This window comes from Arthrobacter sp. zg-Y877, assembly GCF_030373105.1.
Lineage (GTDB): Bacteria > Actinomycetota > Actinomycetes > Actinomycetales > Micrococcaceae > Arthrobacter_B.
Map to the genome: position 1 here is coordinate 47,390 of NZ_JAUCPU010000007.1, position 21,245 is coordinate 68,634.

Below are 21,245 nucleotides of genomic sequence, written 5' to 3' on the forward strand. Positions count from 1 at the left end.
GACGCACTGCCGGGATAAGATCTAAGGGCAGGATTCCGTCACTATCCCACTGCTGGTTCCATTCAGAGGACGCGCCATGCTCAAACAAGGTTCAAAGCTGGACCGTTACTTCGAAATCACCAAGCGGGGTTCCTCCGTATCGACCGAAATACGCGGCGGCCTGGCCACCTTCTTCGCCATGAGTTACATCGTGGTCCTCAACCCGCTGATCCTCGGCGGCGAGGATTCGATGGGCAACACCATGCCCGGACCGGCAATCGCCGCGGGAACCGCACTGGTGGCGGGCATCCTGACGCTCATCATGGGCATCTGGGCCAAGCACCCCTTCGCCATTGCCACCGGTTTGGGCGTCAATGCCTTCATAGCCGTCACGGTCGCCTCGAATGAGGGACTGACCTGGCCGGATGTGATGGGACTGGTGGTGATTGCCGGCCTGGCGATGGTGATCCTTGTCCTTACCGGTTTCCGCACCGCAGTCTTCCGGGCCGTTCCGCCCAGCCTGAAAACCGCCATCGTGGTGGGCATCGGCTTGTTTGTGGCGCTGGTCGGCCTGGTCAATGCCGGCTTTGTCCGGCGTAACCCGGATGCGGCCGGCACCACCGTTCCGCTGAGCCTGGGCAACGGCGGCCAACTGCTGGGGTGGCCCACGCTGGTGTTCGTCTTTGGCCTGCTGCTGACCATCGTGCTGATGGCGCGCAAGGTCCGCGGCGCGATCCTCATCGGGATTGTCGCCTCCACCATTTTCGCCGTCATTGTCGAATGGCTTGCTGAACCGGGCAGCCAGGGTGCCGGCGTGGCTACCGGATGGTCGCTGGTGACCCCGAGCATGCCCCAGTGGGCTGCACCGGACCTCTCCCTGATTGGCGATGTCAGCCTGGTGGGCTCCTTCCAGACCCTGGGCGGAGTTGCCGCCACCCTGCTGGTCTTCGTGATCCTCCTCAGCATCTTCTTCGACGCGATGGGCACCATGGTGGGCCTTGCCACCGAGGCAGGGAGCATCGACAAGGACGGCAACATCCCCCTCGTGGAGCGTGTCCTCCTGGTCGACGCCGCAGGCGCGGTGGCCGGCGGCGGTGCCGGCGTCTCCTCCAACCAGATTTTCGTGGAATCCGGCGCGGGCATCGGCGAGGGCGCACGCACCGGCCTGGCCTCCGTAGTGACGGGGCTGCTGTTCATCGTGGCCATGTTCCTGACCCCGCTGATCTACCTGGTTCCGTTCGAGGCCGTGGCACCCGCCCTGGTGGTGGTGGGCTACCTGATGGTCTCCCAGGTGGGCAAGATCGACTGGAGCGACATCGGGCTCGCCCTGCCGTCCTTCCTGACCTTCACGATGATGCCGTTCACCTACTCGATTGCCGACGGCCTGGGTGCCGGATTCATTTCCTTCACCCTCATCCGCCTCTTCCAGGGCCGGGGCCGGGAAGTCCACCCCCTGATGTACGTGGTGGCTGCGGCATTCGCCCTGTTCTTCGGCATCGGTCCCATCAGGGAAATAGCGGGAATCTAGGCGGGGACGTTCACCTGTACCGCTAAGGGATCCCCGGCCGCAGCCGGGGATCCCTTCTGTTTACCGGCTTCGGCACCGGCCGCCGGGCCAGCTAGGCAGTGGGAAAACGCTCCCACACCCGGTGCTTGGCCAGCAGCGCGGTCAGTCCGGCGGCTACGTCAGCACCGGCCCCCACGACGACGCCGGGTGCCTCAACCGGAACGCCGGCCGCCTGCAGCACGGCAGCGCCGTTGCCCCAGGCGCCGATGGCCTTGGCGTGGCGGAACGCCTCGGTCAGCAGCAGGGTGATGCGCGGGTCCACCGAGGGGTGTCCCTCGGGGTTTCCGGCCTTGGCGTCCAGGCTGTCGACGGCGTCGGGGGCCGGGGCACCCGAGGCTGCCACCACCACGGCGTCGAACTCGGTGGAGCGGGCGGTGAGGTAGGTCCGCTGAACGGTCACCGCGCCGCCAAGCTTGCCGCCGTGCGGAGCAACAACCAGCGGCACCATGCCTTCGGCGTCCACTGCAGCCAGCACCTCGGCCAGGGCGTCCAGATCGGTGGATTCATCGGCGATGACACCGATCATGCGGCCGGCCACCGGCCACGATCCGCCCAGCTGGCTCAGCGCAGGGCTCGGTTCCGTGTCTTCGACGGCAACGTTGGGTGCCGGCGCCTCCAGGCCCAGGCCCGTGGCCACTTCCGAGGCCAGGCGCTCGTCAATGTTTGCCAGCGACTGCAGCTGGCGCAGCCGGATGTTTTCCTCGTAGCACTTGCCCAATTCAAACGTGTAGGCCTGGACCACGTGGTCCTGCTCCACCGGGGTCAGGGAGCGGAAGAACATCCGGACCTGGCTGTAATGGTCGTCAAAGGTGGCCGGGTTCTCACGGACCTTGCGGGCCGCAGGCACCTCGACGGGAACATCGATGAAGGCACTCATGTCCGCTCCGGCCATAAAGGGGCAGCCGCCGTCGAGCGAATTGGGCTGGTACGGCGCCACGCCGGAATGGTCCGCACTCTGGTGGAACCCGTCCCGGAGCATGTCGTTGACCGGTGCATGCGGGCGGTTGATGGGGATCTGGCTGAAGTTCGGGCCGCCCAGCCGGGTCAGCTGCGTGTCGATGTAGGAGAACAGCCGGCCCTGCAGCAGCGGGTCGTTGGTGACGTCGATACCCGGTACCAGGTGCCCCGGGTGGAAGGCCACCTGCTCGGTTTCGGCGAAGAAGTTCGTGACATTGGCGTTCAGGGTCATGGTGCCGATGACCTGTACCGGTGCCAGCTCCTCGGGAACGAGCTTGGTCGGATCCAGCAGGTCGATGCCCTCGAACATTTCATCTTCGGTGTCCGGGAAGACCTGGATGCCCAGGTCCCACTGCGGGAAGGCGCCGGCTTCAATGGAGTCGGCGAGGTCGCGGCGGTGGAAGTCCGGGTCCATGCCGTTGATGATCTGTGCTTCTTCCCAGACCAGCGAGTGCACACCCTGGCGGGGCTTCCAGTGGAACTTCACCAGCGTGGTTTCGCCCTTGGCGTTGACCAGCCGGAAGGTGTGGACGCCGAAGCCCTCCATGGTGCGGTAAGACCGCGGAATGCCCCTGTCGGACATGTTCCACATGGTGTGGTGCTGCGCCTCGGTGTGGAGGGAAACGAAGTCCCAGAAGGTGTCGTGCGCACTCTGGGCCTGCGGGATTTCACGGTCCGGGTGGGGCTTGCCGGCGTGGATGACGTCGGGGAATTTGATGGCGTCCTGGATGAAGAACACCGGAATGTTGTTGGCAACCAGGTCGTAGTTGCCCTCATCCGTGTAGAACTTGGTGCTGAAGCCGCGGGTATCCCGGACTGTGTCCGCGGAACCGCGGGAGCCCAGCACGGTGGAGAAGCGAACAAAGACCGGGGTTTCCACACCCTTGGCCAGGAACCCGGCCTGCGTGACTCCTTCGGCGGCGCCGTTGGCGGTAAACACACCGTGGGCGGCAGCGCCGCGGGCGTGGACCACACGCTCGGGAATGCGCTCATGGTCAAAGTGGGTGATTTTCTCCCGGAGGTGGTGGTCCTGCAGCAGCACCGGTCCACGGGGGCCGGCCTTCAAGGAGTGGTCGGTGTCCCGCACGCGCACACCCTGGGCAGTGGTGAGAAATTGTCCGCTTTGCGCGTTGGAGGCCTTCGGCGCCCCGGTGTCCACACCCGTGGCGGAAACGGTCGCCGGTCCATCCTGATCCGGCTTGGGCGGCAGCGGTTCGCGTGGCTGCGTCGGTTCGGCCAATTCGGGGGCCTGGGGCGCCGGTGCGCCCGGGACGGACAGGTCGGTTTTGCTCTTGCTGAACATGTAAGCCTCCATCGTGGTTGGTCCAGCCGCCGCCCGAAGGCCGCGGCCATCTACCCACCCTACTGAAGTAAGCATGCTGACTGTTAGCCGGAGACTGAGCCGTCCTTCGACTCCCGTGGGCGCTACATGCGGCGGGTGCCCACCGGCCGCTCTGCCGGCTCAACGGCGTCATGGAGGGGGCGGGAACCTGCCGCGAAGCTGCGTACTTTTTCATCCGCCCACAGATGTGCGGGGACCGCTCCCCCCAGCAGGGCCCGGGGCAGGGACGGATCCTCCGCGAACGGGGTGTCACTGCCGGCCAGGATGATGTTGCCGTACCGGCGGCCCTTGAGCATTGCCGGATCGGCAATTGCCGCCGTGTACTCGAAGGCCGCGCAGATGGTTGCCGCTTCGGCCCGTGCACCGCGCAGGTCCGGAGTGTCACCGCAGTTGACCACGTACACGCCGCCCGGGGCCAGCACGCGGGCCACGTGGGCGGTGAATTCGGCCGTCGTCAACGGCACGGGCGTCTTGGCCCCGGCAAAGACATCCCGGATCACCAGGTCGCGGCTGTCTTCGTGCAGGGTTTCCGTGACGGCCCGCGCCTCCCCCACCCGCAGCCGCAGCAGCGGCGCCCGGGGCAGGTCGAACCAGCCGCGGACCAGCTCGGCGAGGCGTCCGTCCAACTCGACCGCCACCTGCCGTGCGCCGGGATACACCGCGGAGAAGTACCGGGCGAGCGAACACGCCGCGGCACCGAGGTGCAGGGCGCGGAGGGAGGCGTCCGGGCGCCAGCGCGATTCCACCAGGGCGGCGATCCAGCGCATGTATTCGAAATCCAGGTGGCGGGGGTCCGCCAGGTCGATGTGGGAGCTGTGCACCCCATTGACCATCAGGATCCAGCCGTCCGGGCTGAGGGAATCCGGAACCAGTTCGCAGGTTCCGGTATCAATGGGATAGGTCCCGGCTACCGGGCCTGTCCCTGCGGCTGCTTCAACCGGGTCCTTACCCGGGCGCTTGCGGCCCATCAGCTCCTCACCATCCGGATCTCAACCATGCCCGTACCGGCCCAGACCTGCGGCAGGTCCTTTTTCAGTCCATCCGCCACGAAGCCGTTGCGCCGGTAGAACGCCTGGGCGCGCACGTTATCCTCCAGCACCCAGACGTAGGCGGGATCGGTTTCCAGCGCGTGCTCCAGCAGGGCCTGGCCAACGCCCGTGCCGTACGCTTCCGCCAGGACGTAAATGGACCAGAGTTCCAGCGGTACCTCCACGTCACTGTCCCGGGCGGGACCGGCGGACGCGAAACCGAGGAGCCGGCCGTCTTCGGAGTGGGCCAACCAGTTTCGAATGGCCGGATCCGATGCCTGTTGGGCCAGGGCTGCCCGCCGGTATTCGACGGCGGCGCTCCGGTCCGCTTCCCGGCGCTGGAACACCTCCTCCCCCAGCACGTGGGCGTAGCTCTCCCGCCAGGACTGCAGATGGACGGACACGAAGTCCTCGGCGTCGCCGGGGGCTGCGCGCCGGATACTGAAACTCATACCTCCAGCTTAGGGCGGGACAGGACTCCGCTCCGGCCGACGGCAGTGGAAATCACAGCACCAGGGCGAGTGCGAACCCATCCCACCCTTTCGTCCCCACCGTCTGCAGGGCAGTGGCATCCAGGCTCGGATGCGACCCCAGGATGTCCACGGCTGCCCGCGTGCCCTGCACGGCGTCGTCGCCGTCCGGGTCCAGGATGCTGCCGCCGCGGACCACGTTGTCCACAACGATCACGCTCCCCGGATGGGAAAGCTTGACCGCCCACTCCAGATAGGCGGGGTTGTTGACCTTGTCTGCGTCGATGAAGAACAGATCGAATGGTTCCGACTCCGCAAGTTCCGGCAGGGTATCCAGGGCAGCCCCCACCCGGATGGTGACGCGGTCCAGGAGCCCGGCAGCGGCCAGGTTGGCACGGGCCACCTCCGCATGGCGGGGCTCATACTCGCACGTGACCAGTTCACCGCCGTCGGGCAGTGCCCGGGCCAGCCACGCCGTACTGAACCCGCCCAGGGTGCCGATTTCCAGGATCCGCCGCGCTCCGGAGATCCGGGCGAGGAGCATCAGGAATTTGCCCTGCGCTGCCGACACTTCTATTGGTGGAAGCCCGGCTGCAGTGGTCGCGGCAACGATGGCCTGCAGTTGGCCGTCCGGCCGGACCACGCGGTTACCCAGATACTCCTCGACCTGTGCCCACTGCTGCATGGTCTTCCTCCTGTCCGCGCCGGCACGTCCGGCAGCTACGCGTGCCCGCCGTACTCGTCCATTTCACCCAGCGCCTGTTCCAGCCGTTCCACCTTGCCGGCCAGTTCGCCGGTGTGTCCCGGCCGGATATCCGCCTTGAGCACCAGTGAGACGCGGCTGCCGTACTGGCCCACGGCTTCCGTGGCGCGGCGGATAACATCCATGACCTCGTCCCACTCGCCTTCAAGGGTTGTGAACATGGCGTCAGTGGAATTCGGTAGGCCGGACTCCCGGACGATTTTGACGGCGGCGGCCACGGCATCGTGCACGGAGGCATCCGGGGAAGGACCGCCGGCGGGTGTCTGCGGGCCGGTACCGGAGGGAGCGACGGAGAAGGCTGCGAGCATCTGCCCAGTGTGCCACTCGACGCACGAAAAGGCCCGCGCACGCTGTGGTCAGCGTGCGCGGGCCTGATGGACCGGAACTAGACGGACGTATCCGTGGGTGCGCCGGCGGAGACGTTCTGGAACTTCTCGTTCAGACGGGAATGCCGGTGGCCGTAAGCGAAGTACAGCAGGAAGCCGATGAGCAGCCAGCCCGCGAAGTAGATCCAGGTCTCGACGGCCAGATTGGTCATCAGGTACAGGCAAAGAACGGCCGAGAGGACCGGGATCACCGGACCGAAGGGGACCCGGAAGGCGGGGCGCAGGTCCGGGCGCTTCTTCCGCAGCACCAGGATGCCCAGGCTGACCACCACGAAGGCGGAGAGGGTACCAATGTTGATCATTTCCTCGAGCACGTCCACCCGCGTGAACCCGGCCACCACGGCAACCAGGACACCGAGGAGAATCTGCAGCCGCGCCGGCGTGGAGTGCTTGTCGCTGGTCCGGGAGAGCGAGCGCGGCAGCAGGCCGTCCCGGGACATTGCCAGCACCACGCGGGCCAGGCCCATGAGCAGCACCATAATCACGGTGGTCAGGCCGATCAGGGATCCGACGGCGATGACCGATGCCGCACCGGTGTTGCCCACCAGAGCAAAGGCCGTTGCGAGGTTGGGGTCTTCGGCCGCAGCCAGGGCGGTGTAGGGGACCATACCGGTCAGTGCCAGCGAGACGCCGATGTACAGCAGCGTGACCACGGCCAGGCCGGCGAAGATACCCCGCGGAAGGGTTTTGCCCGGGTCCTTGACCTCTTCTGCGGAAGTGGCCACCACATCGAAGCCGATGAAGGCGAAGAACACGATGGCAGCGCCGGCAAAGACACCCAACAGTCCGTACTGGGCGGGAGCGGCGCCGGTAAGGAAGGAGAACAGGGACTGCTGCAGCACTCCCGAGCTTTCGCCGGTGGCCGTGGAGACCGGGTCCGGGATGAACGGCGTGTAGTTCTCCGCCTTGACGTAGAAGAAGCCGGCGACGATCACGAAGAGCACCACGCCCACCTTGATGATGGTGAAGACGTTGCCCACCCGGGCGGAAAGCTTTGTACCCATCACCAGGAGGAAGGTGAACACCGCGACAATCAGGAACGGGCCCCAGGTCAGCGAAATGACGCCCAGTTCCAGCGTGGCGGGGATGTCCCACCCAATGAGCCCAAAGACCTCACTGAGATAGATACCCCAGTACTTCGCAATCACGGCGGCTGCGGTGAACAGCTCCAGGATGAGGTTCCAGCCGATGATCCAAGCAGCCAGCTCGCCCATCGTGGCATAGGTGAACACATAGGCCGACCCTGCCACCGGGATTGCCGTGGCAAACTCGGCGTAACACATGATGGCGAGCGCGCAGGTGATTGCGGCCAGTACGAACGAAAGGGTGACAGCGGGGCCGGAGAACTGCCCGGCGGCGCGGGCACCGACCGAAAAGATCCCGGCGCCTACAGCCACCGCGACACCCATAATCATGAGGTCCCAGGTGGTGAGCGAGCGCTTCAGCCGGCGGCCGGGCTCGTCGGCATCCGCGAGGGAGCTCTCAATGGGTTTGGTACGGAAGAGACTCACGTGGTTCCTCGACTTGTCTGAGGGGAAACTAACCAAATAATCGTAGGCTGGGCCGTACGCGTGAATAATTTTAGTCTCAAATGCTGAGACTGCGCATTCCACGAAGCCCCGCCTGCCGGGCACTCCACGACGCGGCTGCTGGCAAGTACCGCAGCCTTTTGGGAGGATGGATGTGACGCACACCATTCCCCCAACACCTGGGATGGCGGACCACTCCACGGCAACGATCGGACAAGCAGCTATGGCCCGCGGAATCTATGTAAGTGCCATGACGCCCGGATCCGGCAAATCCCTGATCAGCCTGGGGCTGGCAGACATGCTCGGCCGGCATGCGGACCGCGTGGGCTTCTTCCGGCCCATCGTCGAAGGTGAGGATCCGGCACAGGATCCCATGGTGGAGCTGATGCAGAGCCGCTTCAACCTGGGCCCGGCCACCTGCCGGGGTGGCCTGACCAGGGCACAGCTGCGCGCGTTGCTGGTCGCCGGAGAGCGCGGGGAGGTGGACGCCCGCTGCCTGGCCATCTACAGCGAAATCGCGGCCAACTGCGACGTTGTGATTGTCGAAGGCACCGATCTCTCCGGGCACGACGTCGCACTGGAGTTCGACCTCAACGCCCGGCTGGCAAATGACCTGGGCACTGTGGTGCTCGCCGTCGTTAATGCCCAGGAGACGACCGCTGCGGAAACCGCCGACGCGGTGGACGTGGCCCGCCGCCAGCTGGCGGGGGCAAAGTGCGACCTGCTGGCCGTGCTGGTTAACCGGGCGGCGCCGCCCGACGTCGAGGCCATCCACGCAGCGATGCGGCCCGGACACAGCGGACGGCCGGTGTACGTCATTCCGGAGCACAGCGAAATCTCCCAGCCCTCCATCGCCGAAGTGCAGAGCGCCCTGCAGGCGCGGCAGGTGGCCGGCAGCTCCTCCCTGGAACGGGACGTTTCGGCCGTCAAGGTTGCCGCGATGACGGTGGGCAACTTCATCCCCCAGCTCTCGGACGGCACCTTGGTGATTGTTCCGGCTGACCGGGCCGACGTGATGGTGGCGACCCTGGCCTCCTCCTTCTCCTCCGACTTCCCGGTGGCCAGCGGCATGATCCTTACCGGCGGCCTGGACGTGGAACCGGCCATCCTGGAACTGCTCGCCTCGGCACCCTTCCCGGTGTTCGAGGTCGAAGCAGACACCTATACGACCGCACGCCGGGTCAGCCGCGTCCGTGGGGAGATCTCCAGCGGCGAGCGCCGGAAGGTGGCAGCGGCACTGGGAGCCTGGTCCCGGCACGTGGACGAAGCGGAACTGCTGGAACGCCTGGCCCTTCCCCGCCCCGCAACCACCACACCCCTGCGGTTCCTCAATGAACTGATTGTGCGGGCGCGTGCCGGCCGGCAGCGGATTGTCCTGCCGGAGGGCCTGGACGTGCGGGTCCTGCAGGCGGCGGAAATCCTCACCCGGCGGGATGTCTGTGCCCTGACCCTGCTGGGACCGGAGGGGCAGATCCGCGAACTGGCTGCCAGCGAGGGCATCGACCTCTCCAACATCAACCTCATCAACCCGGCCACCAGTGCGCTCCGGGAAGAATTTGCCCGGGAATACGCCACCCTCCGCAAGCACAAGGGCGTCACCCTCGAGGACGCGCACGAACGTATGCTGCACGGCGCATACTTCGGCACCATGATGGTCCAGCTGGGCCGGATGGACGGCATGGTCTCCGGTGCCGCGCACACCACGGCGAATACCATCCGGCCCGCACTGGAATTCATCCGCACCAAAGAGGGCGTCAAGATCGTCTCTTCGGTGTTCCTGATGCTGCTCGAGGACAGGGTCCTGGTGTACGGCGACTGCGCGGTGAATCCGGACCCGGACGCCGAGCAGCTGGCCGACATTGCCCTCGCTTCCGCAGCCACCGCCGCACAGTTCGGTGTCACGCCGCGGGTGGCCATGCTTTCCTACTCGACCGGCGCCTCGGGCACGGGCGGATCGGTGGACCGGGTGCGGAAGGCCACCGAGCTGGTCCGCCAAGCCCGCCCGGACCTGCCGGTGGAAGGGCCCATCCAGTACGACGCCGCCGTGGACGCTTCGGTAGCCGCCTCCAAGGTACCGGGATCGTCGGTGGCCGGGCAGGCGACGGTGTTTATCTTCCCGGACCTGAATACCGGCAACAACACCTACAAGGCCGTGCAGCAGTCCGCCGGAGCCGTGGCCGTCGGCCCGATCCTGCAGGGCCTGCGCAAGCCGGTCAATGACCTCAGCCGCGGCTGCACCGTCGAAGACATCGTGAATACCGTGGCGATCACCGCGGTGCAGGCACAGGAGGATTAAATGCTGGTTCTGGTCATCAATTCCGGGTCCTCATCGTTGAAGTACCAGGTCCGGGAGACCGACACCCAGGAACTGCTGACGAAGGGCATCATCGACCGGATCGGCGATGTGGTTCCCGACCATGCCGCGGCGCTGGAAGAACTCAGCCGCCGGCTGCGGGATGAATTGGACGGACGTCCGGTCGACGCCGTCGGGCACCGGGTAGTGCACGGCGGCGAGCGCTTCAGCGAACCCGTGCTGGTCAATAACGAAATTGTCCGCTCGATTGAACGGCTCAGCCCGCTGGCTCCGCTGCATAACCCCGCCAGCGCCATGGGCATCCGGGCCGTCCACGACAAATGGCCCGATATCCCGCAGGTGGCCGTCTTTGATACCGCCTTCCACCGCACCCTGCCCGAACGCGCCTGGCGCTACGCCCTGCCCAACAGCCTGTACCGGCGCTACGGCATCCGCCGCTACGGTTTCCACGGCACCAGCTACGCCTACGTTGCGCCCGCTGCGGCCCGTTTCCTGGGCCTCGAACCCGGGGCGTTCGACGGCGTCATCGCCCATCTGGGCAACGGCGCCTCGGTGGCGGCCATCAAGGGCGGCAAGAGCATCGACACCTCCATGGGTTTCACTCCGCTGGAAGGTTTGGTGATGGGCACCCGCAGCGGCGACATTGACCCGTCCATCCTCGTTTTCCTGGCCCGGCAGGGCTACGACGCCGACGCCCTGGACGACCTGCTCAACCGGGAGTCGGGGCTGCGTGCCCTGGCCGGCGAATCCGACATGCGCAGCATCGAGGAAGCAGCCGGCAACGGCAATGAGCAGGCCCGGCTGGCGCTGGCCATCGCCGCCTACCGGCTGGCCAAGTACATCGGGGCGTACCACGTGGCCGTCGGCGGCGCGCAGGCGGTGGTCTTCACGGCAGGTATCGGCGAAAACGGGTGGATGTTCCGCGAACTGGTGGTGAACCAGCTGGGCCCGCTGGGGATCCGTCTTGATCCGGAGGCCAACCGGGCGGCCGGAAAGGAGGCCCGGCGGATCAGTTCGGCGGATTCCGCCATTTCCGTACTGGTGGTGCCCACCGACGAAGAAGAAGCCATTGCGGAGGCGACGGCCGCCGTCGTTGCGCGCAGCAAGGACGCCGCGGAGTCCTTCTGACGGCAGTTACGCACCTTTTGCACGCCGGATGGTGGAGAACCCAAGACAGCAGGGCACCGCGTTGATACGGTTGGATACCCGGTTAAGGAGCGGCCGGGGGCACCTGTCAGCGTGGAGAAGACATGGAAAAGCCCCTGCGTGTCCTGGTCCAGATAGACACCCGTAATGCCGCCGCCTCAATCGAAGTCCGGGGTGCGCTGACGGGGCCCAGCTGCGGCACGCTGTTGAACATCCTCCGGCATACCGCCACCCTCGGGGCCAACATCACCATCAACCTCACGCGCGCGGCGCGGATCGATGCCGCCGCCGTGGCCGTCTTGACCGAAGTCGCGGGCGACGTCGAACGGTCGGCGCCTGCCGATCCCCCGCTGCGGGTCCGGATCCAGCTTCCGGAGACTCCCGCCAGCCAGCCGCCAGCGGACCAGCTGCCCCTGGACAACGACGAGGCACTGGAATTAGTCCTTCGCCGGGACTCCCGCGTGCTGGCCGGCCCGCACGTCGTTCCCGACGCCGGCTGGAGCAGTGAAACCCTCCCGGACCGGCCCGTTCTTCCCGCCGGGAACCCCTAGCCGCCCCGCATTTCCTGCCGCCACTGGGTGCACCCCTCCGAACCGCCGCCCGTTTTGTCAGTACACTTACCAATAGGCACAATGGAGTTAGTTCTTTCGACGCACTCAGAATGCAACCAGCAGGAGGATCGCACGTGAAAGCAGTTACATGGCAGGGAAAAAACTCCGTAAGCGTGGAGCAGGTACCTGATCCCACCATCCAGGAACCCACCGACGCCATCATCCGCGTCACCTCCACGGCCGTCTGCGGCTCGGACCTTCATCTTTACGGCGTCCTGATGCCGTACATGAAGGAAGGCGACATCCTCGGCCACGAGACCATGGGCATCGTTGAAGAGGTCGGATCGGCCGTCACCAGCCTGAAGAAGGGTGACCGCGTGGTCATTCCCTTCCAGATCGCCTGCGGCAGCTGCTACATGTGCCGCCAGGGCCTGCAGACCCAGTGCGAGGTCACCCAGGTCCGCGAAAAGGGCTCCGGCGCCGCACTCTTCGGCTTCTCCGAGCTGTACGGCTCCGTTCCCGGCGGCCAGGCCGAGTACCTGCGGGTTCCGCTGGCCGACTACAACCCCATCAAGGTTGGCACCGAACTCCCGGATCACCGCTACCTGTTCCTCTCCGACATCCTGCCCACCGCCTGGCAGGGCGTGCAGTACGCCAACGTGCCCGACGGCGGCACACTCGCCGTCTACGGCCTGGGACCGGTGGGCCAGTTCGCTGCCCGCATCGGCACCCACCTCGGCTACCGCGTGATCGGCGTGGAGCCGGTTCCGGAGCGCCGAGCCCTCGCTGCACAGTACGGCGTCGAGGTGCTGGATCTGCATAAGGACGTCGCGGACGAGCTGCGTGAAATGACCGACGGCCGCGGACCGGACTCGGTGGTGGACGCCGTCGGCATGGAAGCCCATGGCTCCCCCGCCGGCAAGGCCGCCCAGACCGTCGTCGGCCTGCTCCCGGACAAGCTGGCCCAAAAGGCCATGGAAACCGCAGGCACGGACCGCCTTTCTGCCCTGCACGGAGCACTCGACGCCGTCCGCCGCGGCGGCACCGTGTCCCTGAGCGGCGTTTACGGCGGCACGGCCGACCCGATGAACCTGATGGCCATGTTCGACAAGCAGCTGAACCTGCGGATGGGCCAGTGCAACGTCAAGCGTTGGACCGATGACCTGATGCCGCTAGTCGAGGATTCCGCCGATCCGCTGGGCGTGACCAACCTGGTGACCCACCAGGCCGGCCTGGACGACGCCCCGGAGCTGTACCGGAAGTTCCAGAAGAAGGAAGACGGCTGCATCAAGGTCGTGTTCCAGCCCGGCATCCAGAACTAGCCGGACTTCACGGAAGCCGGGACCCGCTCACCGCGGGTCCCGGCTTCCGGTGTTTAACCGCCTGGGGAGCCCGCCGGCAAGCCCGCCGGGACCAAGCCACTGTAATTAGCGCCACATTGCCGTGTGGCCCTACACTCATTGAGGTTCTTCCTGAGAACACTCGTTCGCCTGGCGTACACCGCCGCACCCCACGACCCCAGAGCAAGTTAGGTACACCCCATGGAAATCAAGGAACGCATCGAAGCGTCTCCCATGAAGCGCATGCAGGTCGGCATCGTCGCCATCTGTGTCGCCCTGAACATGATCGACGGCTTCGACGTCCTGGTCATGGCGTTCAGCGCCAACGCCATCAGCGAGGACTGGGACCTCAGCGGCGCCCAGCTGGGCATGCTGCTCTCTTCCGCCCTCTTCGGCATGGCCGTGGGGTCCATCCTGGTGGCCCAGGTGGCAGACATCATCGGCCGCCAGAAAACCATCCTGATCTGCGCCATCGTGATTTCCGCGGGCATGTTCGCCTCTGCCTTCGCACCGAGCTACACGGTCCTGTTCATCCTGCGCTTCATCACCGGCCTGGCTATCGGCACCATGCAGGCGAGCCTCAATGTCTTCGTCTCCGAGTACTCCTCGGCCAAGCGGCGCTCCACCTCCATCAGCTTCTACAGCGCCGGCCAGCCCATCGGCGGCATGCTGGGCGGCATCATTGCCGGCATCCTTATCTCCGCCTACAGCTGGCACGCGGCGTTCATTTTCGGCGGCGTCGTCACGCTGGCCATGATTCCGTTCATCCTCAAGTTCCTGCCCGAATCCCTGGACTACCTGATGACCCGCCGCCCGGACGGCGCACTGGACAAAACCAACCGCATCCTGGCCCGCCTGGACCAGCCGCAGATCACCGAACTGCCCGCCATTCCCACGGGAACGGCACTGACCACGGGCTCACGCTGGAAGGCACTGTTCTCCGGCAAGTACGCCGCGACCACTGTCTTCCTGTCCATTGCCTTCATGATGCTGATGGCGAGCTTCTACTTCGCCAACTCCTGGACGCCCAAGCTGGTGACCGCCAGCGGCTTCTCGGCGCAGGACGGCATTGACGCGGGTGTGCTCTTCAGCCTCGGCGCAATCATCGGTTCCATCGTCTTCGGGCTGATCGCTGCCCGCTTCGCGGTCAAATGGGTCCTGGTCACGTTCTTTGTCCTCGCTGCGGGCGGGTTTGCCGTCTACGCCGTCTCCACCGGCGCCCTGCCCACGGCCCTGCTGGCGGCAGCGCTGCTGGGCTTCCTGGTGAACGCCGGCATCGCCGGCATGTTCTCCATCGGCCCCGTGTACTACTCCTCGGATGTCCGCGCCACGGCGGTCGGATTCATCACCGGAATGGGCCGGGTGGGTGCCATCATCTCCCCGATCGTGGCGGGCGCACTGATCGACGGCGGCTGGGAACCCGGCAACCTCTACTTCCTGTTCATTGTCCCGATGCTCGTGGGCGGTGCGGCCATTGCCTGCCTCCGGGGAACCCGCCGGAAGGCCGCCGGAGCCGCGCTCCGCCAGGACACCGTCCCGGCCTAAGCCGACGGGCCGCCGACAAGCGGCACACGGTGCGCCCCTAGGAACGCCCGGTCTCCCGTGGTGGAAGCCGCCGGAGATCGGGCGTTACTGTCTTCCCGTCAACGTCCACCCGCAGGTAGGTGCAGAACGGCTGCCGCCGGCGGTCCGTGGGCGAACCGGGGTTCAGCAGCCGCATTCCCGCAGGGGTGACCGAGTCCCAGGGAATGTGGCTGTGCCCGAAGACCAGCAGATCGGTCTCCGGAAATTCCGCGTCCATCCGTTCGCCGCGCTTCGCGGCGGGACCGGTCTCATGCACGACGGCGAGCCGCACATCCTCGACCACGGCGCGGGCCACCAGCGGCAGCCGTGCCCGCAGGCCGGCGCCGTCGTTGTTGCCGTAGCAGGCAATGAGGCGCCGGGAGCGGGACTGGAGCTGGTCCAGCAGTTCCTCGTTCACCCAGTCGCCGGCGTGCACCACGATGTCGGCGGCTTCAATATCCGCCCAGAGGATTTCCGGCAGCACCTTGGCCCGCTTGGGCAGGTGGGTGTCCGACAGCAGCAGGAGCTTGGTGGCCATCCGCTATTTCCGCAGGTTCCACGCCCAGAGGATCAACGGCAGCTGGAGCGGCAGCCGCAGGCTGTGGATCAGTTTCTCCCGGTCGCTGCCGCGGGGGCCGAAGGCACGCTGCAGGGCGGTGACGTGCCCCGAAAGGAAAGCGACATACATGGCAGCCGTACCGGTGGCTGCTGGCCGCCGGGTGGCCGGGAGCAGCAGGCCGGCCGCGGCCGCGAATTCGATGACACCGCTGACGTGGGTCCACTGCCGCCGCGACAGCACGCCGTACTTCCCCTCCGTATCCGTGCTGATGCTGCGTGGAACCACAGCATTGTAGAAGCGCGGGTTACGGAAGTGATTGACGGCGCTGGTGGCCAGCAGGGCCGCCATGGCCGCTGCCGAGAGCGTCTGTCGGTTCATCGGTTTCCTTCGGTTGTGGATGCTGCCGCCGGCCGGGACGGCAGGGGTGGCCGCTGTGCAGCGATGGCGACGGCAATCGCATCGGCTGCCCGGACCAGGGCCAGGTGGGAAAACGCCTGCGGGAAGTTCCCGGCCATCGTGGCGTTGTCTGCATCATATTCCTCACTGAGGAGGCCGAGCTCGTTGGCGTACCCCACCAGCTGGTCCATCAGTGCGCGGGCCTGGGGCAGCCGGCCCGTGTGGGCGTACTGTTCCACCAGCCAGAAGCTGCAGGCCAGGAACGGGTTCTCCCCCGCGGACAACCCGTCCACACCCGAGTCGGTGGTGTAACGCAGCAGCAGTCCGGAGCCGTCGAGCAGTTCCTTTTCCAGCCGGGCGACCGTGCCCAGCATTTTTTCGTCGTCGTAGGCAAGAAAACCCACGTGCGGGAGCTGGAGCAGGGCAGCATCCACCGTGCCGCTGCCGTAGAACTGCGTGAACGAGTTCAGGGCAGGGTCCCACCCGCGTTCCATCACTTCGTCACGCAGCCCGTCCCGCAGCCCTTCCCAGACCTCCACCGGGCCGTCCAGCCCGTACGTCCTGGCTGCCTTGGCCGCCCGGTCGAAGGCGGCCCACATCATGACCCGCGAATGGGTGAAGTGCCGGGGGTCCCCCCGTATTTCCCAGATGCCGCGGTCCGGCTCCTCCAGATGCTTTTCCAGGAAGGTCAGCAAGGCCCGCTGCAGGGGCCAGGAAAAATGGTCCTCCGGCACCCCCCGGTCCCGCAGCCGATCCAAGGCCACCATCACTTCACCCACAACATCCGCCTGGTACTGGTTCACCGCGCCGTTGCCGATCCGCACGGGTGAGGCTCCGGCATACCCCGGGAACTGCGTAAGGATCTTCTCGGGAAGTTCCCTCCCGCCGTCCACGGCGTACATGATCTGCAGGTCCTCCGGATCGCCGGCTACGGCACGCAGGAGCCAGCTGCGCCACTGCAGGGCCTCGTCTTCATATCCGTGGGTCATCATGGCTTCAAGCGTCAGGGCAGCGTCCCGCAGCCAGCAGTACCGGTAGTCCCAGTTCCGGTCCCCGCCTGCCAGCTCCGGCAGTGAGGTGGTGGGTGCCGCGACAATCCCGCCGGTGTCCTCGTGGGTCAGGGCGCGCAGGACCAGCAGGGAACGCCGTACCGCCTGTTCGTAGGGAACATCCCGGAGGCCGCGCCGCCCCCAGTCCTGCCAGTAGGCGGTGGTCCGCAGCAGGGCTGCGTCAACGTCCATCCGGGGCGGCACGGGCCGGTGCGAGGGGTACCAGGTGAGGTCCAGGTCCACGCAGTCCCCTGCCCGGACCGTAAACCGCCCCACGTGGCGGTGGTCGTCCGCTTCCGGCAGGCTGGGGCCGCGCAGGACCAGCGCACCGGGACCCGCGATGGCGGAAAGGTGTTCGCCGGTGTCGTCCCGCCCCCGGAAAACCCAGGGAATGACCGTGCCGTAATCAAAGCGGATTTTCAGTTCCTGCCGCATCTCCACACTGCCGCTCAGGCCCTCGATCCGCCGCACGAGCGACGCCCGCCGGTCCTTCACCGGCATGAAATCCGTGACCCGGACCGCGCCGGTGGGGGTCTGCCAGTGTGTGCGGAGCACGAAGGTGGATTCAACATAGCCGCGGTGCGTGACGGTCGCCGCTGGGTCGTCCGGTGCCAGCAGCCACCTGCCGTGGTCACTGTCCCCCAGCAGCGCGCCGAAGACCGACGGCGAATCGAACCTGGGCAGGCAGAGCCAGTCCATGCTGCCGTTCCGCGAAATAAGTGCTCCGGTGTGCAGGTCCGAAACCAGCGCGTAATCCTCTATCGGGGATGCCATGGCACTACTCAACCACAAGGCCCCTGCACGGATCCGGCGCTCGTAGCGCGTCGGCCGCAATCACTGATTAGATTGGGGTGGTCCCGCGCAGAACTTCCGGCGGCGGACCGCACTGGATTAGGGAGCGGTAGTGAAACACGCGTCAACCTCAAAGATGTCCTTATCCGCGAAGGAGGTACACGCGTGAGCGTGGTTGCCCCGCCTACCGACGAACAGCGTGCCTACGCCCTGCGGCGCATGAAGATGCTGGCCACAGGCCTGCTGATCCTCCTGGCTGTCATTTTTGTTTTTTCCTTCGCCCTGCAGGACAGGTACCCGTGGCTGGAATATGTCCGTGCCGCCGCCGAGGGCGGGATGGTGGGTGCTCTGGCCGACTGGTTCGCCGTAACGGCTCTTTTCAAGCATCCAATGGGCGTGAAGATCCCCCACACGGCCATCATTCCCGAAAAGAAGGACCAGATCGGGGCCTCGCTGGGCCAGTTCGTGGAGCAGAACTTCCTGGCCGAGGAAATCATCCGGGAGAAGCTCGACTCCATGCACGTAGCAGCCAAGGCGGGCGCCTGGCTGGCCCGTCCCGAGGGGGCGGAACGGGTGGCCACGGAGGGGGCGGCAGCCATCCGCGGAGCCCTGCGTGTTCTTGATGACGACGCCGTCCGGGACGTCCTGGAATCCATGTTCCGCCGGCATGTCGTGGACCCGCAGTGGGGACCGCCCGCCGGGCGGATGGCCCAGCGGATCTTCGAGGAGGGCCATCACCACCAGCTGGTGAACCTGGTCGTGGACAGCCTGGCGGATTGGGTGCTGGCGAACCCCGAAGTCATCGGCAAGCTGGTGACCGAGCGGTCGCCGTCGTGGGTTCCGGCCTTCGTGGATGACCTGGTGGGCGAGCGGGTGCAGATCCAGGCCGAGCGGTTCCTGGTGGATGTGCAGGAAAACCCCAACCACCAGCTGCGCGTGGCGCTGGACAACTACCTCACCGGAGTGGCCCGGGACCTGCAGGAGGATCCCAAGACCATGGCCAAGGCCGATGCGGTCAAGGAACAGGTGCTTGACGATCCCCGGGTCCGCGAGCTGATGACCAACACCTGGACCACCATCAAGAACGCTTTGATCACTGCTGCGGATGATCCGGACAGCGAACTCACCCGTAACTTCAAGTCAGCGCTGCAGGACTTCGGCACGCGCCTGATCAACGAGCCGGACCTCGCCGCCAAGGTAAACGGCTACGTGGCCGACGCCGCGGGCTATCTGGTCCGCACGTACAGCAGTGATATTGCCGGTGTCATCACCGAGACGGTGGAACGCTGGGACGCCAAGGAAACGTCGGAGAAGATCGAGCTGCAGGTCGGCAAGGACCTGCAGTTCATCCGGATCAACGGCACCGTGGTGGGGTCGCTGGCCGGCTTGGCGATCTTCACCGTCGCCACGGCGGTCTTCGGGTAGGCGCGCGCCGTCACGCAATACGTCAGACAAAACGTCAGACAAAAAAGGCCCGCCGGCTGCAACGCCGGCGGGCCTTTTCGTCTGAATCCTTAGGCGGATTTCTCAATCTGGTCCAGTTCGTCGGCCAACTGGCCGGGGATGGACGTGGGGGGGTCGCCAAAGGCCGTCCGGGTGGCCGTGATGACTCCCTTGCCCATGGCACGGTTGCCAACGCCCCCGACGACGGCGCCTACGCCCAGCGGGAGGGCCCGTCCCAGCATGGCTGTGCCCTGGCGGGCCATGAACCGCTTGAGGAACTGCCTGCGGATGCTGCCGCCCACCGAGCCCATCAGGCCGGGGGGCATGCTGCCCATGGCGCTGCCCCACGCCTTTGCGCTCCCGCGTCCGGAGAGCTGCTGCATCATCGAGGTGCCCTCCTCGCCGAGCATGACGGCCATCACCATAGTGCGGGACTTCTCCGGGTCGGCCAGCCGCACTCCGTGAAGTTCAGCCACTGACTGCGCGTACAGGGCAGTGGCCTCGAGGAAGCCGACCGTTGCTGCGGCGGAAAGGCCAAGTGCCGCGGCCGTGCCCACGCCCGGGACCACGGCGGTGGCGCCGATGGCTGCACCGCCTCCCGTCACCGCGTTGAGGTAGTGCCGGTCCAGGATGCTGATCAGTTCGGCCGCGTTGGCGGACGGGTTTTTGCGCTGCATCCTGCGGATGTTTGCCAGTACCAGGGGGCGCTGGACTTCCACCGCACGCTCGATGGCTCGAACTACCTGCGGCTTGGGCTTGCCGTCCGCGTCGAAGGTGGCCCGTCCGGCCAGTTTCGCTGCGGGATTGAACTTACGTCGCTTCACAAGAACTCTCCTTGGGGAAATCCGATGCCGGCTTCAACTCTACGGGCGCCTGCTTAAAGCAAAGGGCGGGGTCCGGCGGAATATTCCGTCCGGGCCCCGCCCTTTGAATCAACGCCGCATCAGCGGCGTCTGATGATACTAGGCGCGGTTGCCGCTCTTGCGGGTAACGAAGCCGTAGATCACGAGGACGATGAGGGCGCCGACGATGGCCAGGACCCAGGTCCACAGCGACGTCAGGCTGAAGAGCTCGCCGCCGTCGCCCATGAACAGGCTGCCGAGCCAGCTACCCAGGAGGGCGCCGATGACACCCAGAACCAGAGTGGCGATCCAGCCGCCGCCCTGACGACCCGGGAGGATCATCTTTGCAATTGCACCTGCGACGAGACCAAGAATAAGGAACGCAATGAAACCCATGAGATTCTCCTTGCTATGTGAGTGACAGTGATTTTTTGCGCAGCCTTTTGAGCCACGCTTTCCCCCAGCCTACTTGATCAGCAGCCTTAGCTCGTAGATCGGACGGAATTTTCCATTCCGCGGGTCCTGTGGTAGTTACCGCGGGCGTGTGTGCCCCATTGTCCTCTCCGGCGTGTCGGAGGCAAGGTATCGGCGGAGGAATACGGCTACGTCCGAGATTTCGCGGGCGTCGATGGAATGCCCCATCCCGGAATATGTCCGTGCCGTCAGCGCGACGTTCTCTTCAAGCCATTGCGCCGTGTAATCAACCGCATCGGCATTGATGACCCAGTCCTGCCGGTCCCGCCCCCAAAAGAACGGCACCCGGACGGGCAGGGGTTCAGCTGCTGCGAGGAGCTCATTGCGGGCAATGAAACCGGAAAGGCCCACGACGGCGCGGAAATCCTGCGGCCGCAGCCGCAGGAGTGTCCCGGCCATGGCCATACCCTGGGAAAAACCCAGCAGGGAGATACCGCTGAAACCGTATTCCCTCCGGGTCCGGTCCAGCCAGGAGAGCAGCGAAAGCGCCGATTCCATGACCTCCGCGGTGTCCGAATTCAGCAGCGGGTCCAACAGGAACCAGCCGCTGGCTCCGCCTACATCCAACGGTCCCCGGACGGCAGCTCCCACGGCGGAATCCGGCAGCGCAGCGAAAAGCCTTTCCATGGCCTGTTCGCCGGATCCGTAGCCGTGCAGCAGGACCACAAGTTCGCGCCCACGCCGTTGATCGGAGGGCTTGGACCACGTCACGTTTTCCATCGATTCAGCCTAGCGGTGCGCTGCGGTTTCCCCGA

General features: G+C 66.1%; 19 protein-coding genes. 7 read left to right on the forward strand and 12 right to left on the reverse strand.

Annotated features, from left to right (window positions below; translation table 11 throughout):
• The first annotated feature begins 76 nt into the window (after positions 1 to 76).
• Positions 77 to 1,507, forward strand: coding sequence for an NCS2 family permease (locus QNO03_RS11035; RefSeq protein WP_289603345.1), 1,431 nt, complete (start codon positions 77 to 79; stop codon positions 1,505 to 1,507).
• 91 nt (positions 1,508 to 1,598) lie between these two features.
• Here the strand turns inward: QNO03_RS11035 and QNO03_RS11040 are convergent, their stop codons facing one another.
• The 6 genes from QNO03_RS11040 to QNO03_RS11065 all read right to left on the reverse strand — a co-directional run bounded on the left by QNO03_RS11040 (position 1,599) and on the right by QNO03_RS11065 (position 8,003).
• On the reverse strand, positions 1,599 to 3,806 hold the full coding sequence (locus QNO03_RS11040; protein ID WP_289603346.1) for a catalase: 2,208 nt from the start codon (positions 3,804 to 3,806) through the stop codon (positions 1,599 to 1,601).
• 122 nt (positions 3,807 to 3,928) lie between these two features.
• On the reverse strand, positions 3,929 to 4,813 hold the full coding sequence (locus QNO03_RS11045) for a spermidine synthase (RefSeq protein WP_289603347.1): 885 nt from the start codon (positions 4,811 to 4,813) through the stop codon (positions 3,929 to 3,931).
• Complete coding sequence (locus QNO03_RS11050) at positions 4,813 to 5,325, reverse strand: GNAT family N-acetyltransferase (RefSeq protein WP_289603348.1); 513 nt, start codon at positions 5,323 to 5,325, stop codon at positions 4,813 to 4,815. The genes QNO03_RS11045 and QNO03_RS11050 overlap by 1 nt, the downstream gene beginning before the upstream one ends.
• A gap of 52 nt (positions 5,326 to 5,377) precedes the next feature.
• Positions 5,378 to 6,028, reverse strand: coding sequence for an O-methyltransferase (locus QNO03_RS11055; RefSeq protein WP_229945583.1), 651 nt, complete (start codon positions 6,026 to 6,028; stop codon positions 5,378 to 5,380).
• A 35-nt stretch (positions 6,029 to 6,063) separates the two neighbouring features.
• Positions 6,064 to 6,414, reverse strand: coding sequence for a thiamine-binding protein (locus tag QNO03_RS11060; RefSeq protein ID WP_229945586.1), 351 nt, complete (start codon positions 6,412 to 6,414; stop codon positions 6,064 to 6,066).
• Positions 6,415 to 6,491: 77 nt separating this feature from the next.
• Positions 6,492 to 8,003, reverse strand: coding sequence for an amino acid permease (locus QNO03_RS11065; RefSeq protein WP_289603349.1), 1,512 nt, complete (start codon positions 8,001 to 8,003; stop codon positions 6,492 to 6,494).
• 241 nt (positions 8,004 to 8,244) lie between these two features.
• On the opposite strand from QNO03_RS11065, the gene pta reads away from it, so the two are divergent.
• The 5 genes from pta to QNO03_RS11090 all read left to right on the forward strand — a co-directional run bounded on the left by pta (position 8,245) and on the right by QNO03_RS11090 (position 14,917).
• Positions 8,245 to 10,317, forward strand: coding sequence for a phosphate acetyltransferase (pta, locus tag QNO03_RS11070; protein ID WP_289603689.1), 2,073 nt, complete (start codon positions 8,245 to 8,247; stop codon positions 10,315 to 10,317).
• Positions 10,318 to 11,463: an acetate/propionate family kinase gene (locus QNO03_RS11075; RefSeq protein ID WP_229945591.1), complete on the forward strand. Its 1,146-nt coding sequence runs from the start codon at positions 10,318 to 10,320 to the stop codon at positions 11,461 to 11,463.
• A gap of 122 nt (positions 11,464 to 11,585) precedes the next feature.
• Complete coding sequence (locus tag QNO03_RS11080) at positions 11,586 to 12,032, forward strand: hypothetical protein (protein ID WP_229945594.1); 447 nt, start codon at positions 11,586 to 11,588, stop codon at positions 12,030 to 12,032.
• Positions 12,033 to 12,166: 134 nt separating this feature from the next.
• Positions 12,167 to 13,354 carry a zinc-dependent alcohol dehydrogenase gene (locus tag QNO03_RS11085; RefSeq protein WP_229945597.1) on the forward strand — a complete coding sequence of 396 codons (1,188 nt, stop codon included), beginning with the start codon at positions 12,167 to 12,169 and terminating at the stop codon, positions 13,352 to 13,354.
• 219 nt (positions 13,355 to 13,573) lie between these two features.
• Positions 13,574 to 14,917 (forward strand): MFS transporter, encoded by a 1,344-nt coding sequence (locus QNO03_RS11090; RefSeq protein WP_289603350.1) that lies wholly within the window; start codon positions 13,574 to 13,576, stop codon positions 14,915 to 14,917.
• 37 nt (positions 14,918 to 14,954) lie between these two features.
• Here the strand turns inward: QNO03_RS11090 and QNO03_RS11095 are convergent, their stop codons facing one another.
• From QNO03_RS11095 to QNO03_RS11105, 3 genes are read right to left on the reverse strand one after another with little or no spacing between them, the layout of a single operon-like run.
• Entirely contained in the window at positions 14,955 to 15,473 is a 519-nt protein-coding gene (locus QNO03_RS11095; RefSeq protein ID WP_289603351.1) for a metallophosphoesterase family protein, read from the reverse strand.
• Positions 15,474 to 15,476: 3 nt separating this feature from the next.
• On the reverse strand, positions 15,477 to 15,872 hold the full coding sequence (locus QNO03_RS11100) for a DoxX family protein (RefSeq protein ID WP_289603352.1): 396 nt from the start codon (positions 15,870 to 15,872) through the stop codon (positions 15,477 to 15,479).
• Positions 15,869 to 17,731 carry a glycoside hydrolase family 15 protein gene (locus QNO03_RS11105; protein WP_289603690.1) on the reverse strand — a complete coding sequence of 621 codons (1,863 nt, stop codon included), beginning with the start codon at positions 17,729 to 17,731 and terminating at the stop codon, positions 15,869 to 15,871. The genes QNO03_RS11100 and QNO03_RS11105 overlap by 4 nt, the downstream gene beginning before the upstream one ends.
• A 219-nt stretch (positions 17,732 to 17,950) precedes the next feature.
• On the opposite strand from QNO03_RS11105, the gene QNO03_RS11110 reads away from it, so the two are divergent.
• Positions 17,951 to 19,156 (forward strand): DUF445 domain-containing protein, encoded by a 1,206-nt coding sequence (locus QNO03_RS11110; RefSeq protein WP_229946609.1) that lies wholly within the window; start codon positions 17,951 to 17,953, stop codon positions 19,154 to 19,156.
• Between the two features lie 89 nt (positions 19,157 to 19,245).
• Here QNO03_RS11110 and QNO03_RS11115 read toward each other — a convergent pair whose 3' ends face one another.
• The 3 genes from QNO03_RS11115 to QNO03_RS11125 form a co-directional block, all read right to left on the reverse strand.
• Positions 19,246 to 19,998 carry a hypothetical protein gene (locus QNO03_RS11115; protein WP_289603353.1) on the reverse strand — a complete coding sequence of 251 codons (753 nt, stop codon included), beginning with the start codon at positions 19,996 to 19,998 and terminating at the stop codon, positions 19,246 to 19,248.
• 138 nt (positions 19,999 to 20,136) lie between these two features.
• On the reverse strand, positions 20,137 to 20,412 hold the full coding sequence (locus QNO03_RS11120; RefSeq protein ID WP_229945609.1) for a GlsB/YeaQ/YmgE family stress response membrane protein: 276 nt from the start codon (positions 20,410 to 20,412) through the stop codon (positions 20,137 to 20,139).
• Between the two features lie 135 nt (positions 20,413 to 20,547).
• Complete coding sequence (locus QNO03_RS11125) at positions 20,548 to 21,210, reverse strand: alpha/beta hydrolase (protein ID WP_229945611.1); 663 nt, start codon at positions 21,208 to 21,210, stop codon at positions 20,548 to 20,550.
• Positions 21,211 to 21,245: the final 35 nt, after the last annotated feature.

What these genes read in the sequence shown, in the direction of transcription:
- QNO03_RS11100 (WP_289603352.1), bottom strand. Translation starts at nt 15,872, where the DNA reads ATGAACCGACAGACGCTCTCGGCAGCGGCCATGGCGGCCCTGCTGGCC.
- QNO03_RS11055 (WP_229945583.1), bottom strand. Translation starts at nt 6,028, where the DNA reads ATGCAGCAGTGGGCACAGGTCGAGGAGTATCTGGGTAACCGCGTGGTC.
- QNO03_RS11045 (WP_289603347.1), bottom strand. Translation starts at nt 4,813, where the DNA reads ATGGGCCGCAAGCGCCCGGGTAAGGACCCGGTTGAAGCAGCCGCAGGG.
- QNO03_RS11110 (WP_229946609.1), top strand. Translation starts at nt 17,951, where the DNA reads ATGAAGATGCTGGCCACAGGCCTGCTGATCCTCCTGGCTGTCATTTTT.
- QNO03_RS11120 (WP_229945609.1), bottom strand. Translation starts at nt 20,412, where the DNA reads ATGGGTTTCATTGCGTTCCTTATTCTTGGTCTCGTCGCAGGTGCAATT.
- QNO03_RS11080 (WP_229945594.1), top strand. Translation starts at nt 11,586, where the DNA reads ATGGAAAAGCCCCTGCGTGTCCTGGTCCAGATAGACACCCGTAATGCC.
- QNO03_RS11125 (WP_229945611.1), bottom strand. Translation starts at nt 21,210, where the DNA reads ATGGAAAACGTGACGTGGTCCAAGCCCTCCGATCAACGGCGTGGGCGC.
- QNO03_RS11035 (WP_289603345.1), top strand. Translation starts at nt 77, where the DNA reads ATGCTCAAACAAGGTTCAAAGCTGGACCGTTACTTCGAAATCACCAAG.
- QNO03_RS11090 (WP_289603350.1), top strand. Translation starts at nt 13,574, where the DNA reads ATGGAAATCAAGGAACGCATCGAAGCGTCTCCCATGAAGCGCATGCAG.
- QNO03_RS11075 (WP_229945591.1), top strand. Translation starts at nt 10,318, where the DNA reads ATGCTGGTTCTGGTCATCAATTCCGGGTCCTCATCGTTGAAGTACCAG.
- QNO03_RS11040 (WP_289603346.1), bottom strand. Translation starts at nt 3,806, where the DNA reads ATGTTCAGCAAGAGCAAAACCGACCTGTCCGTCCCGGGCGCACCGGCG.
- QNO03_RS11095 (WP_289603351.1), bottom strand. Translation starts at nt 15,473, where the DNA reads ATGGCCACCAAGCTCCTGCTGCTGTCGGACACCCACCTGCCCAAGCGG.
- QNO03_RS11050 (WP_289603348.1), bottom strand. Translation starts at nt 5,325, where the DNA reads ATGAGTTTCAGTATCCGGCGCGCAGCCCCCGGCGACGCCGAGGACTTC.
- QNO03_RS11060 (WP_229945586.1), bottom strand. Translation starts at nt 6,414, where the DNA reads ATGCTCGCAGCCTTCTCCGTCGCTCCCTCCGGTACCGGCCCGCAGACA.
- pta (WP_289603689.1), top strand. Translation starts at nt 8,245, where the DNA reads ATGGCCCGCGGAATCTATGTAAGTGCCATGACGCCCGGATCCGGCAAA.